This is a genomic window from Aliivibrio salmonicida LFI1238 (assembly GCF_000196495.1).
GTDB lineage: Bacteria > Pseudomonadota > Gammaproteobacteria > Enterobacterales > Vibrionaceae > Aliivibrio > Aliivibrio salmonicida.
Genome location: NC_011312.1, coordinates 2,599,368 through 2,613,123, shown reverse-complemented (window position 1 = coordinate 2,613,123; position 13,756 = coordinate 2,599,368). Strand labels below are relative to the sequence as shown.

The following is a 13,756-nucleotide window of genomic DNA, read 5'->3' as shown; positions in this document are numbered from 1 at the left end:
TTTAGTTACAAATGTAATTTTGCCGGAGGCGTAAACTATGACAGATACCATGACAACCACAGAACAATCACTCTCAATAATTGCTCCTAATAGCTTACAAAGAGAAGAAATATTAACGTCTGGCGCAATACGTTTCCTTACTCATGTTGTCGATAAGTTTGCTCACCGCATTCCAGAATTACTTAATACTCGTCAGGATCGTCAGAGACAAATTGATGCAGGCCAATTGCCCGATTTTTTACAAGAAACGCGCTCTATTCGAGAATCTGAATGGACGATTCAAGGGATACCCACTGACCTTCAAGACCGAAGAGTTGAAATTACTGGACCGACAGATAGAAAAATGGTGATCAATGCATTGAATGCGAATGTAAAAGTATTCATGGCCGATTTTGAAGATTCATTAGCACCTTCTTGGGAGGCTGTGCTAGATGGACAGATAAACCTGAGAGATGCAATGAACGGCACGATTCAGTACACCAACCCAGAAACGGGGAAGGTGTACCAACTAAAACAAGATCCTGCTGTATTGATTTGTCGCGTTCGTGGTCTACATCTTCCTGAAAAACATGTGCTATTTAATGGTGTACCTATTCCCGGTGCTTTATTTGATTTTGCTCTCTATTTTTACCACAATTATCAAACGTCATTAAAGAAAGGCAGTGGTCCTTACTTTTATCTGCCTAAATTACAAGCTTACCAAGAAGCCGCGTGGTGGAGTGATGTGTTTAGTTTTGCAGAGCGAGAATTCGGATTAAAGCAAGGCACAATAAAAGCAACAGTATTGATTGAAACATTGCCTGCTGTGTTTGAGATGGATGAAATATTATATAGCCTTAAAGAGCATATTGTTGGATTGAACTGTGGTCGATGGGATTACATTTTTAGCTACATTAAAACACTTAAAAATCATCCCGACCGTGTATTGCCCGATCGCCAAGCGGTGACAATGGAAAAACCGTTTTTAAATGCCTATTCACGATTACTGATCAGAACCTGTCACCGAAGAGCCGCATTTGCGATGGGAGGAATGGCCGCCTTTATTCCATCAAAAGACCCGGTAAAAAATGATTGGGTTTTAAATAAAATTAAAACGGATAAATCATTAGAAGCAAATAATGGACACGACGGAAGTTGGGTTGCTCATCCGGGACTGGCTGATACCGCAAGAGCTGAATTTGACAAGGTATTGGGTGAGCGCTCTAACCAGTTAGACATTAGCCGAGATACTGATGCGCCAATTACGGCTGAAGAACTATTAGCACGGTGTGAAGGCGAAAGAACAGAAGAGGGAATGCGTCATAATATTCGAGTCGCAGTTCAATACATTGAAGCGTGGATAACGGGTAATGGATGCGTCCCTATTTATGGATTAATGGAAGATGCCGCAACGGCAGAAATATCACGAACGTCTATTTGGCAATGGATACAACATGGAAAGACACTAGATAACGGTGACACAGTGACCGCGGATCTGTTTAGAACCATGTTATTAGAAGAAATGAAAATAATAGAAGAGGAGTTGGGAACTGAACGTTTTGATTCAGGACAATTTATTCAAGCAGCAAAACTGATGGAGCAATTAACCACCAGCGATCAACTAACGGACTTTTTAACACTCACTGGCTATGACTATTTATAAAAGAGGGAACTATTATGACTACATTTAAACCGCAAACTCGCCAACAGCAAATTGATGCGTTAAAAAAAGATTGGGCTGAAAATCCTCGTTGGAATGGGGTAACTCGTCCATACACAGCGGAAGAAGTAATTAACCTTCGTGGATCTTTTGCACCAGAGAATACGATTGCTCAAAAAGGAGCCGATAAGCTGTGGGATCTCGTTAATGGGTCGTCTAAAAAAGGGTATGTGAATTGCCTCGGTGCGTTAACTGGTGGACAAGCGGTCCAACAAGCGAAAGCTGGGATTGAAGCAATTTATCTTTCTGGTTGGCAGGTGGCAGCAGATAATAATACGGCATCAACGATGTACCCTGATCAATCGTTGTATCCAGTAGATTCAGTACCTTCGGTAGTTAAGCGTATTAATAATTCTTTTCGTCGAGCGGATCAAATTCAGTGGTCAACAGGCACAACACCAGAAGAAGGCATTGATTATTTCCTTCCCATTGTTGCCGATGCAGAAGCGGGTTTTGGAGGCATTCTAAATGGCTATGAATTGATGCGTAATATGATTGAATCTGGTGCGGCAGGCGTTCACTTTGAAGATCAGTTAGCGTCGGTGAAAAAATGTGGTCATATGGGGGGCAAAGTATTGGTTCCAACTCAAGAGGCGGTTCAAAAATTAGTGGCGGCTCGATTGGCGGCTGATGTTGCAGGTACAACAACGTTAGTTATCGCAAGAACCGATGCAAATGCCGCCGATTTGTTAACCTCAGATTGCGATGCTTATGATCAAGAGTTTATTGAAGGTGAACGTACTGCTGAAGGGTTCTATAAAGTAACGGCAGGGATTGATCAGGCAATTTCTCGTGGTCTTGCTTATTCTCCTTATGCTGATTTAGTGTGGTGTGAAACAGCAACGCCATGTTTAGAAGAAGCGCGTAAATTTGCTGAAGCGATTCATGCCGAATATCCAGACCAATTATTAGCGTATAACTGTTCGCCATCGTTTAACTGGGAGAAAAATCTTGATTCAGAAACGATTGCGAAGTTCCAACAAGAACTGGCTGATATGGGATACAAATACCAATTCATAACACTTGCTGGCATTCATAGCATGTGGTTCAACATGTTTGAATTAGCGCATTCTTATGCTCAGGGTGAAGGCATGCGTCATTATGTTGAAATGGTTCAGCGTAAAGAATTTGAATCTGCGTCTAAGGGCTATACGTTTGTCGCGCATCAGCAAGAAGTAGGTACTGGGTACTTCGATAAGATGACAAACACGATTCAAGGCGGTAATTCATCAGTGACCGCATTAACGGGCTCAACGGAAGAAGAGCAGTTTAAAACGAATGCCTAAACCTAGATAGAACCCCATAACATTTTTTGCGGTATACATAATAAGAGATAAGCGTATTACCACGTTTGAGGGAGAATGGAGTCTCCCTTATCTTTTTTATTCATCAATTTCCATCGGATCCACTTCTTCTTGTAATTCCAATAAATTAATCGCAATCGTAACAAAATCAGAATCTGTGATTATGCCCACCAATTTGCCATGTTCAACCACTGGCAGGCAACCTACTTTGTGTTTTTGCATGAATACTGCAGCTGCTTTTAATCCCCCATGTGGAGAAATACTCATGACATTTTTGTGCATGATTGAGTTTAATGGGATATCTAACGTTGATATTTCTTCAAATGTTGGTTTTTCTAGGCAAGACTCTTGAGCTGCCAATAAGTCTCGTTGTGTGACTAATCCAATCAATGTGTCATCCGTTTCTATAATCGGTATGTGCCTAATACAATGTTCATCCATTAGTGTTTTAGCATCTTCTAATGAATTTGAACGAAGCAGGGTATGAGGATGTGTTGTCATCATATCGTTAACGGTAAACATAGCGTGCTCCTGTTATTTACGTGCTTCTTCTAAATATAGAAGCAGGAGAAATAAAAAAGTGAGAGCTAGCCTAGGATTTGAAGAGTTTTATATTGTGATTAAACTTTCTCTGTTTAAGGTCAACTTCCTTCTCTAAAGTGCATATTTTAGGAAAAAATGAGAGGTATATACCTTCACCTCTTGCTATTGCTCTTCGCGTGAATATACTACTCTGTCTGCCATTTTTGATGAAGAAGTAAACCATGCAAGTATCCGATTTCCATTTTGAATTACCTGATGAACTTATTGCGCGTTATCCTCAACCAGAGCGTACCGCAAGTCGCCTATTACATTTAAACGGTAATAGTGGTGAATTGCATGATGGTCAGTTTACTGATGTGCTTGATTTAGTACAGCATGGTGATCTTGTTGTATTTAATAATACGCGTGTTATTCCTGCTCGTATGTTTGGTGTTAAAGCCTCTGGCGGTAAACTGGAAGTGTTAGTTGAGCGCGTTCTTGATGATCATTCTGTGTTGGCTCATGTTCGTTGTTCAAAATCACCAAAACCAGGAAATCAACTGTGGTTAGGTGAGAACCAAGAATACGAAGCAGAGATGGTTGCACGTCACGATACATTATTTGAAATTCGTTTTACTTCAGAAAAGAAAGTATTGGATATTTTGGATGAAATTGGCCATATGCCATTACCACCTTATATTGATCGTCCTGATGAAGATGCGGATAAAGAACGTTATCAAACGGTTTACAATGAAAAACCGGGAGCGGTCGCTGCTCCAACTGCTGGTTTACACTTTGATACAGACATTTTAGAAAAGATGAAAGCAAAAGGGGTCGAATTTGCTTACGTCACCCTTCATGTTGGCGCTGGAACCTTTCAACCAGTACGGGTTGATAATATTTTAGATCACCATATGCATTCTGAATATGCCGAAGTATCTCAAGAAGTCGTTGATGCAATTAAAGCCACGAAGGCTCGTGGAGGTCGCGTTATTTCTGTTGGGACGACATCGGTTCGTTCTTTAGAAAGTGCAGCACAACACGCTTTAAAACAAGGGACGGAGTTAGCGCCATTTTTTGATGATACTGAAATATTTATTTACCCAGGGTATGAATTTCAAGTCGTTGACGCATTGGTGACAAACTTTCACCTGCCAGAGTCGACATTAATCATGTTAGTCAGTGCTTTTGCAGGATATGACAATACAATGAAAGCGTACGATCAAGCCGTAAATCATCAATACCGTTTCTTTAGTTACGGTGATGCGATGTTTATTACGAAGAAGACGTCGTAGTAAAAAGTGAGTTAGTGCTCATTCTTAATTCAAACTTCACTCACGGAGCCAGTGAAATAAGGAAAACAGGACGTTTTCAGCTAGACTACTCCTTTCAGTGAAAAGAGTAGCTAGAGGTGCATTTATTAAATGTCTTAATCAATGCAAAATAAACAAGTCGTCAGATTGTTTCTCTGGCTTATTGGAGGTTTCGTGAAATACGAACTGATCAAAAAACAAGGCCGCGCACGTCGTGGCCAACTGCAATTCGACCGTGGTACGGTTGAAACTCCTGCGTTTATGCCTGTTGGTACTTACGGTACTGTTAAAGGTATGACTCCTGAAGAAGTAAAAGATACAGGTGCAGAAATCTTACTAGGTAACACATTCCATTTATGGTTGCGTCCTGGTCAAGAAATCATGAAATTGCATGGTGACTTGCATGATTTCATGAATTGGAAAGGTCCTATTTTAACCGATTCAGGTGGTTTCCAAGTATTTAGCCTTGGTAAAACACGTAAAATCACAGAAGAGGGCGTGCATTTCCGTAGCCCTGTAAACGGTGATAAGATCTTCATGGATGCAGAGAAATCAATGCAAATCCAATATGATCTTGGTTCTGACGTTGTCATGATTTTTGATGAATGTACGCCATACCCAGCAACGCACGATGAAGCTCGTATTTCAATGGAACGTTCAATTCGTTGGGCTGATCGCAGCCGTAATGAGTTTGATCGCCAAGAAAACCCGAATGCATTATTTGGTATCGTTCAAGGTGGTGTATACGAAGATTTACGTGATGTTTCTGTTGAAGCACTAACGAAAATTGGTTTTGATGGTTATGCTGTTGGTGGTCTAGCAGTAGGCGAGCCAAAAGAAGACATGCACCGCATTTTAGAGCATACGTGCCCACTACTACCTGAAGATAAGCCACGATACCTAATGGGGGTTGGTAAACCAGAAGATTTGGTTGAAGGCGTTCGTCGCGGTATTGATATGTTTGACTGTGTTATGCCAACGCGTAATGCTCGTAATGGTCACTTATTTGTGACTGGCGGTATCGTTAAGATTCGTAATGCGAAACATAAAGTAGATACAACACCACTGGATCCTGAATGTGATTGTTATACTTGTCAGAACTACAGTAAATCTTATTTACATCATTTAGATCGCTGTAATGAAATTTTAGGTGCACGTTTAAATACGATTCATAACTTACGTTATTACCAACGTATTATGGCGAGCATCCGTAAGGCCTTGGAAGAAGATCGTTTCGAGCAGTTTGTAGAAGAGTTCTATGCACGCCGTGACCGTGAAGTTCCGCCATTAAAAGACCTTTAAAAGCAGAGTAATCACCCATATATCCATAGGGATATGTGTATGGTCACATTTTAGAAACCGGAAATTAGAAACTAGATACGAGGACGTTATTAAATGAATTTTTTCTCTCAAGCTCATGCAGCTGGTGAAGCAGGAGCGCAAGGCGGTGGCATGCAAATGTTTATCATGCTTGGTATGTTTGCTGTTATCTTCTACTTTATGATTTATCGCCCACAAGCGAAACGTCAAAAAGAACACAAAAACCTAATGTCTTCTATGGGCAAAGGTGATGAAGTCCTTACCGCAGGTGGCCTAGTAGGTAAAATTACGAAAGCATCTGACGAAAATGATTACATTGTTATTGAGCTTAACGCAAATAATGAAGTAACCATTAAGAAAGATTTTGTTTCAGCGGTTCTGCCAAAGGGCACTCTGAAATCACTATAAAAACTGTACCCTCTAACTTCGGTTAGAGGGTATTTTTCGTTAAGGACATCGCTGTGTTAAACCGTTTCCCTTTATGGAAGTATTTGATGGTAGTTTCTGTACTACTTATCGCCGCTCTGTATGCGCTTCCAAACCTTTATGGTGAAGATCCAGCCGTTCAAATCACGGGTAGTCGTGGTGCTGAGGTTCAAACCTCTACGCTGGATGTCGTTGCTGAAAATTTAAAAAACAATAACATCGCTTATAAGTCTATTGCATTCGAAAATGGCAGTGTTCTTGTTCGCTTTAAAGATACTGACTCTCAGATCAGTGCCAGAGATATTATTAGCCAGTCATTAGGTAAATATTACGTAGTGGCGTTAAACCTTGCTGCACTAACGCCTGATTGGTTAACGTCCATTGGTGCTAAACCAATGAAGTTAGGCTTAGATTTACGTGGTGGTGTTCACTTCTTAATGGAAGTGGATATGGATGCCGCAATGAGCAAACTTGTCGGCCAGCAAGAAGAATCTTTCCGTACTGATTTACGAGAAGCGAAGATCCGTTATCGTGCTATTCGCAGTTCAGGTAAAGAAAGTGTTGAAGTTGTTCTTCGTAATGCAGAGCAACTAGAAGAAGCCAAGAATGTATTATCAGATGCGCATCGTGATATGACGTTTGTTGATTCGGAATCAAATGGCCAATTTAAATTAATAGCAAGTTTTACTGATCAGCGTTTACAAGAGATCCGTAATTATGCGGTTGAGCAAAATATCACGATTATCCGTAATCGTGTTAATGAACTTGGTGTTGCTGAACCATTAGTTCAACGTCAAGGTGCAAGCCGAATTGTGGTTGAATTACCCGGTGTTCAAGACACCGCTCGTGCAAAAGAAATTTTAGGTGCAACGGCGACACTTGAGTTCCGCGAAGTGGATGACAAAGCGGATTTGTCGGCTGCAGCTAATGGCCGAGCACCGGCAGGAAGCGAAATAAAAGAAGATCGAAATGGTCGTCCTGTTGTTCTTAAGAAACGTATTATTCTTGGTGGAGCGAGCATTACAGATGCAAGTTCAAGTGCTGATGAATATGGTCGTCCTCAAGTTAACATCTCACTAGACAGTGAAGGTGGCAGTAAGATGACGGCGTTCTCTCGTAAAAATATCGGTAAGCTAATGGCAACCGTATTTACAGAGTATAAAGACAGCGGTCGTCGCACGCCTGAAGGTCGCGTTATTCTTGCTAAGACAGAAGAAGTGATTAACCAAGCAACGATTCAATCAGCTCTTGGTCGTAGTTTCCGTATTACGGGTATTGATTCTCAAGCTGAAGCTCATAACTTAGCACTTCTTCTTCGTGCTGGTGCACTAATTGCGCCAATCTCGATTGTTGAAGAACGCACGATTGGTCCATCAATGGGTCAGCAGAATATTGATATGGGTGTTCAAGCGTGTATTTGGGGTATGGTAGCCGTAATGCTATTTACTCTAATTTATTATCGTGGCTTTGGTTTGGTTGCTAACTTAGCGCTTGCCGCTAACTTGGTACTTATCATTGGTGTTATGTCGATGATCCCTGGAGCGACAATGACGCTTCCTGGTATTGCCGGTATTGTATTAACTGTTGGTATGGCCGTGGATGCAAACGTACTTATCTTTGAACGTATTCGTGAAGAGTTAAGAGATGGACGTAATCCGCAACAAGCGATTCATCAAGGTTATGCAAACGCATTCAGTACGATTGCTGATGCAAACATCACGACATTAATTACAGCGATTATCTTATTTGCTGTAGGTACTGGTGCGATCAAAGGCTTTGCAGTAACGCTATCAATTGGTATTTTGACTTCAATGTTTACGGCTATCGTCGGTACTCGTTGTGTTATTAACTTAGTTTACGGCGGTAAGCGCGTAGACAAACTGTCGATCTAAGGGAATATTTGTCATGTTTCAAATAATGAAAGCAGAGAAAACGATCGACTTTATGCGTTGGTCTAAGCCTGCCTTTTTCTTCTCCATGCTGATGATTGTAGCGTCAATTGCTACGCTATCAACAAAGTGGTTGAATTGGGGGCTAGATTTTACGGGCGGAACGTTAATTGAAGTCGGTTTTGAACAGCCAGCTCAGTTAGAAGATATTCGTGGCGCGCTACAAGCAAAAGGCTTTGGTGATGCGACGGTACAAAACTTTGGTACAGCACGTGATGTAATTGTTCGTCTTCAACCTCGAGAAGGCATGAAAGGAGAGCAATTAGGTAATCAAATCATTAGTGCGATTAAAGAAGGTACGGGCGATCAAGTTGAGATGCGTCGTATTGAGTTTGTCGGCCCAAATGTAGGGGGAGAATTAGCGGAGTCGGGTGGTTTAGCTATCCTTGTGTCTTTGTTATGCATCTTGGCTTATGTGTCGATTCGTTTCCAGTGGCGTTTAGCTGCGGGTGCTGTATTAGCATTGGCCCACGATATAATTATCACGCTAGGTATTTTCTCATTCTTACAAATTGAAGTCGATTTAACGATTATCGCGGCACTATTAACCGTTGTGGGGTATTCCTTGAATGATACCATTGTTGTATTTGATCGGATCCGTGAAAACTTCTTAAAAATGCGTAAAGGTGCTCCTGAAGAAATAATGAATGATTCCATTACTCAAACGTTAAGCCGTACGTTGATTACATCAGCAACGACTTTGTTTGTGGTTATCGCATTGTTTGTTCAAGGCGGAGCAATGATCCATGGTTTTGCTCTGGCATTACTATTAGGTATTACGGTTGGTACGTATTCTTCTATCTACGTAGCTTCTGCATTGGCTCTCAAATTAGGTATTACACGCGAACATCTAATGCCAACACCTATCGATAAAGAAGGTGAGGAAGAATTTGAAGAAATGCCTTAATCGGTAATTTTAATATTCTGCTCATAAAAAATGGACCGTAATTGGTCCATTTTTTTATTTGTATAAATGAATTTTACAGTTTATCGAGATCTCTTTCTATTTCTTCAATCTTACTCGCAACGACTTTTTCTAAATGACGAAGATCATTAAGGATTTTTTTCTTCACATCCGCGGGTGTTGTTTTTTCTGGACGTGTAATTTTATTTAACTCATCAATAATGAGGATAAGATTACGATTAATTTCAGTCGTTTCTTTATAACGGTGACTGCCACCATCGACTAAGACATTTTTCACTTGGCGAGGGTATTTAAACTTTACGCTTTTTGCGAATAATTCCCCTTTTTGCTTCGAAAAATAAATCTTTAAGACGTCTTTGTGCGCTTCTTGACGTAAAGAATAGCGTTCAATTTTTTCAGGTTCTGAAATTCCAAGGCTAACTAAATGTGGGTACATGGTTTACTCCATTATTATTATGTTGTCGCTTCAATCTTTATCTAAGATAGAAGAGATGACAAACAGTGTTCAGTAAACTTGTGGGATAGATCCGTTTAGTTGAAGGTATCCCACAGAAAAATATTAATTAACCTGAATTCTGGATAAAACATGCTTTAAGCGAGGATTAGTTCAAATTCACATTCTGATAGCTTAATTCGTGGCTTTTGTTTTTTTAAACAATAAGCCACAACGCCTGAAATTACATTTAGCATGAAACCAGTCACGCTACGATGACGGCTATGTTCAATTTGAGAGATATTCTTCAATTGGTCATTTATCGTTTCGATAATGTATCTCTTTGATAACATAGCCTTATCAAAAGCACTTATCTCTTTTGCTTTCATGTTTTTTCGCGAGGTAGTCACTAAATCGACATCAGAGTTCTTTAAGCTCTCACTCAACTTTTTACCTATGTACCCTTTATCAGCGTACAATTTCCCCGAGAGTTCTTTGCATAAATCAGGTACAGGAGTCCTATCATTTACATTGCCAGCTGTGATTTTCAGCGAAATAATTTCTCCAAGATGGTTAATCAATAAATGAAGTTTGAAGCCGAAAAACCATCCCATGGTACCTTTTCCTCTTTTCGCAACACCATCAAAGACTTTATGGCGAGGAATTCGAATGTTATGGCATACTTTAAGACTCGTGGAGTCAACAAAAGCAATGCCAGTCGGCTTACCTTTGATAGATTGAAAATAGGCACACATTGGGGCGATTAGGCTAGGCATTTTGCTCACAAATCGAGTGTAGCTAAGTAAATTTGGAAAGTATCCTTTCCAATATTGATGAACTAACCCGATATAGAAGTTCTTGAAATCTCTATGATTTGATTGATGAAAAGCGATGACAATAGTCATACATTCACTAGTAGACATTACTGACTGACGTTTTCTTTTTCTCTCACTAGCCTCAACAAGGTATTTTTCCCATTGAGATAAGAATTGATAACAAAAATCATCGACATCACAAAATATATCAACTAATTTATTCATCTTGCCCACCTTTTAAAATACGTTCAAATAATTCTTGGTCGAAAGATCTGATCGTTAGGTGGGCAATTAGTTCAGCCTTATCCAGAATTCAGGTTAATTAATCAATTCATCTACATTTTTGATTAGCGCTATTTTTAGTTCCGCTTGTTTTTCATCGTCAAGTCGTCCACCCGTTTCAGAGGTTAGAATAAATAAATCTTCTGCTCTTTCTCCAATGGTCGTTATTTTTGCTGCATGGAGGTTAACACCTAAGCGTGCAAAAGTAGCCCCGACAGTGGCGAGTAACCCCGGAGTATCTAAAGCGACAAACTCCATTAACGTTCGTTTCCCTGTTTTTGTTGGAAGGAACTCCATGCGAGTTTTTACGGTAAAATGTTGCAATTGACGTGGTGGACGGCGAGTTCTTATATGCGTATCTTGAGTTTCGAGCTCTACAGCATAAAGTTGATCAATTAATAGCTGTTGTCGCTCTTCATCAATCGGGTCATCATTTTGGTCAAGTACAATAAAAGTATCAAGCGCGTACCCATCTTTACTCGACATGATTTGAGCATCATAAATCGTAATACTTCGTCGATCGAGTTCAGCGGCGACGGTAGCAAAAAGATGAGCTTGATCTTTACTGTACACGAAAATTTCAGTCCCGCCTCTTGTCGCATTTTTACTAATCAGAATGAGTGATTTTTCTATGTCGTTATGCTGCAAAAGATTACTGGTATGCCAAGCAATTTGTTGTTGAGTGTGTCTTAAAAAATAATCGGCTTTAAAGCGACGCCATAGGCGATCTATCTCGCCCTGATTAAATCCATCACTTCGTAATTGTGCTGAGGCAAGATGTTGATTATGACGTATACGATCTCGAAGGTCGGGTGGGTTCTCTAAACCACGACGTAATGCTCGTTGGGTGGCATTGTACAAATCGGCAATGAGAGAGCGTTTCCAGCCATTCCATAAGTCAGGGTTGGTTGCACAAATGTCAGCAACGGTTAAGCAGACTAAATAATCGAGTCGTTCTTCATCACGAACTTGTTGTGCGAATTCAGTAATGACATCAGGATCATAAATATCTCTTCGTTGTGCCGTTACTGACATGAGTAAGTGGCTTTTTACTAACCAAGAGACAAGATTGGCTTCTGGCTTTGATAAACCATGTTCAATACAAAAATCATAAGCATCAACGGATCCTAATTTAGAGTGATCACCACCGCGGCCTTTCGCTATATCATGGAAAATTGCAGCAATAAGTAATAACTCTTTTTTATTGATCTTAGGGTAAACCTCACAACAAATAGGGTGCTTTTCTCTATTTTCAGGATCCGAAAATTTATTGATGTGTTTTAATAATCGAATGCTGTGTTCGTCCACAGTATAAGCATGAAAAAGGTCAAACTGCATTTGACCTACAATCTGGATCCATTGCGGCAAGTAAGCAGAAAGTACGCCTAATCGATGCATGACACTAAAGGCATTATGAAGCGCGTTAGGGTGTTGAGTTAGCGTCATAAACTTATTTCTTGCTTCGGGGATTTCACATAAAAAACGATTTAATCGACGGCGAGCAGTGCGCAATTGACGCATTGTTGGTGGTGAAACCCCTTCAATCGTAGAGTCATTTGCTATGAGCAAAAACATATCTAAGATGGTATCGGGTCTTGCTTGAAATAAGGCGGGTTTTCTTGCTTCGATTAAACGACCACGACGTTGAAAATCATCATTAATAATAATGGCTTTCTCTTGCTCGCCCTGATTGATAATTGCTTGATCAAAAATCTTCAACAGCATGCTATTGAGTTCAGCGACACGGCGTAGTGTTCGATAAAATTCTTTCATCATTCGCTCTACACCGCGATTTCCCTCACCTAGAAATCCTAAATGCTCAGCAACTTGAGGCTGATGTCCAAATGTGAGGCGATTGTCGTAGCGTTTTAACTCGATATGGAGCGCAAATCGAATTCGCCATAAGAACTCTTGGCATTCAACTAATTCTCTATACTCTGCATCTGTTAGAAAGCCAGCTTGGCTCATTTCTAGCAGTGAGGTGGCTCCAAAATGACGTCGAGCGATCCAACTTAAAGTATGAATATCACGCAGTCCACCAGGGCTTGATTTGATATCGGGTTCTAGGTTGTAGGTTGTATCGTGATAGCGAGAGTGACGTCTTTTTTGTTCATTTATTTTTGCTTGATAAAAAGATTCACTCGGCCAAAAGCTATCGGAATGAATATTTAATTTAAGTTTATGTGCGTATTCTTCATCCCCACAAATATAGCGGGCTTCTTGTAAATTTGTTGCGACAGTTAAATCGTCTTTTCCGATGGCAATGCATTCCGCTAAATTACGAACGCTGTGTCCTACTTCAAGTTTTAAATCCCAAAGTAAGGTGACGAAATCACTGACTTTACGCTGAAATGTCTCATCAATATGGGGGTTTGTTAAAATTAAAATATCAATATCAGAAAGAGGGTGGAGTTCATTACGCCCATAACCGCCAACAGCAATGAGTGATACTTCTGGCTGGGAATCGAATTCAAAAAATAGCCAGAGACGAGTAAGTAATTGATCAAAATATTGAGCTCGTTGGAGTACTAACTCTGACACTGGAGTATGTTGATGAAATTTATGAATTTGATAATCTGAGAAAAAACGTAATTGTTGTTTTAACTCAATGAGGGAGATGTCTTCGTTATTAAATAAAAGAGGAGAGATGTGATTCATAGCAATCCCTGCTGATATTGACAATCGCATTAATTACTTACTTATTTATACTTAGATGTAGAGTCTTAATTATTATGTTGGTTTTTCTATTACGAGAGTCGATGTAAATT

General features: G+C 40.1%; 11 protein-coding genes. 7 read left to right on the top strand and 4 right to left on the bottom strand.

The window, feature by feature from the left end; genetic code table 11:
* Nucleotides 1-37 precede the first annotated feature (37 nt).
* Nucleotides 38-1,642, top strand: a complete 1,605-nt coding sequence (aceB, locus tag VSAL_RS12745) for a malate synthase A (protein WP_012550926.1) — start codon at nucleotides 38-40, stop codon at nucleotides 1,640-1,642.
* Between the two features lie 14 nt (nucleotides 1,643-1,656).
* Nucleotides 1,657-2,985, top strand: a complete 1,329-nt coding sequence (aceA, locus tag VSAL_RS12740) for an isocitrate lyase (protein ID WP_012550925.1) — start codon at nucleotides 1,657-1,659, stop codon at nucleotides 2,983-2,985.
* Between the two features lie 96 nt (nucleotides 2,986-3,081).
* Here the strand turns inward: aceA and VSAL_RS12735 are convergent, their stop codons facing one another.
* A complete protein-coding gene (locus VSAL_RS12735; protein WP_012550924.1) occupies nucleotides 3,082-3,525 on the bottom strand; it encodes a CBS domain-containing protein in 444 nt (147 codons plus the stop codon).
* 242 nt (nucleotides 3,526-3,767) lie between these two features.
* Here VSAL_RS12735 and queA point away from each other — a divergent pair, with 242 nt between their 5' ends.
* The 5 genes from queA (at nucleotide 3,768) to secF (ending at nucleotide 9,440) form a co-directional block, all read left to right on the top strand.
* Nucleotides 3,768-4,820, top strand: a complete 1,053-nt coding sequence (gene queA, locus VSAL_RS12730) for a tRNA preQ1(34) S-adenosylmethionine ribosyltransferase-isomerase QueA (RefSeq protein ID WP_012550923.1) — start codon at nucleotides 3,768-3,770, stop codon at nucleotides 4,818-4,820.
* A 192-nt stretch (nucleotides 4,821-5,012) separates the two neighbouring features.
* Nucleotides 5,013-6,140: a tRNA guanosine(34) transglycosylase Tgt gene (gene tgt / locus VSAL_RS12725; RefSeq protein WP_012550922.1), complete on the top strand. Its 1,128-nt coding sequence runs from the start codon at nucleotides 5,013-5,015 to the stop codon at nucleotides 6,138-6,140.
* Nucleotides 6,141-6,233: 93 nt separating this feature from the next.
* Nucleotides 6,234-6,566, top strand: a complete 333-nt coding sequence (gene yajC / locus VSAL_RS12720; RefSeq protein ID WP_012550921.1) for a preprotein translocase subunit YajC — start codon at nucleotides 6,234-6,236, stop codon at nucleotides 6,564-6,566.
* A gap of 53 nt (nucleotides 6,567-6,619) precedes the next feature.
* Nucleotides 6,620-8,476: a protein translocase subunit SecD gene (gene secD, locus VSAL_RS12715; protein WP_012550920.1), complete on the top strand. Its 1,857-nt coding sequence runs from the start codon at nucleotides 6,620-6,622 to the stop codon at nucleotides 8,474-8,476.
* Between the two features lie 13 nt (nucleotides 8,477-8,489).
* Complete coding sequence (gene secF / locus VSAL_RS12710) at nucleotides 8,490-9,440, top strand: protein translocase subunit SecF (RefSeq protein ID WP_012550919.1); 951 nt, start codon at nucleotides 8,490-8,492, stop codon at nucleotides 9,438-9,440.
* Nucleotides 9,441-9,513: 73 nt separating this feature from the next.
* On the opposite strand, the gene VSAL_RS12705 is transcribed toward secF, so the two are convergent.
* From VSAL_RS12705 to glnD, 3 genes are all read right to left on the bottom strand, one after another.
* The gene (locus VSAL_RS12705; protein ID WP_012550918.1) at nucleotides 9,514-9,894 is read right to left on the bottom strand and encodes a DUF3461 family protein; all 381 of its coding nucleotides are present in this window, start codon (nucleotides 9,892-9,894) and stop codon (nucleotides 9,514-9,516) included.
* A 155-nt stretch (nucleotides 9,895-10,049) separates the two neighbouring features.
* Nucleotides 10,050-10,931 carry an IS982-like element ISVsa6 family transposase gene (locus VSAL_RS12700; RefSeq protein WP_012548944.1) on the bottom strand — a complete coding sequence of 294 codons (882 nt, stop codon included), beginning with the start codon at nucleotides 10,929-10,931 and terminating at the stop codon, nucleotides 10,050-10,052.
* A gap of 93 nt (nucleotides 10,932-11,024) precedes the next feature.
* A complete protein-coding gene (gene glnD, locus VSAL_RS12695) occupies nucleotides 11,025-13,646 on the bottom strand; it encodes a bifunctional uridylyltransferase/uridylyl-removing protein GlnD (RefSeq protein ID WP_044583489.1) in 2,622 nt (873 codons plus the stop codon).
* Between the last annotated feature and the right edge of the window lie 110 nt (nucleotides 13,647-13,756).

Coding starts and splice junctions, on each gene's coding strand:
- aceB (WP_012550926.1), top strand. CDS start 38: ATGACAGATACCATGACAACCACAGAACAATCACTCTCAATAATTGCT.
- aceA (WP_012550925.1), top strand. CDS start 1,657: ATGACTACATTTAAACCGCAAACTCGCCAACAGCAAATTGATGCGTTA.
- VSAL_RS12735 (WP_012550924.1), bottom strand. CDS start 3,525: ATGTTTACCGTTAACGATATGATGACAACACATCCTCATACCCTGCTT.
- queA (WP_012550923.1), top strand. CDS start 3,768: ATGCAAGTATCCGATTTCCATTTTGAATTACCTGATGAACTTATTGCG.
- yajC (WP_012550921.1), top strand. CDS start 6,234: ATGAATTTTTTCTCTCAAGCTCATGCAGCTGGTGAAGCAGGAGCGCAA.
- secF (WP_012550919.1), top strand. CDS start 8,490: ATGTTTCAAATAATGAAAGCAGAGAAAACGATCGACTTTATGCGTTGG.
- VSAL_RS12705 (WP_012550918.1), bottom strand. CDS start 9,894: ATGTACCCACATTTAGTTAGCCTTGGAATTTCAGAACCTGAAAAAATT.
- VSAL_RS12700 (WP_012548944.1), bottom strand. CDS start 10,931: ATGAATAAATTAGTTGATATATTTTGTGATGTCGATGATTTTTGTTAT.
- glnD (WP_044583489.1), bottom strand. CDS start 13,646: ATGAATCACATCTCTCCTCTTTTATTTAATAACGAAGACATCTCCCTC.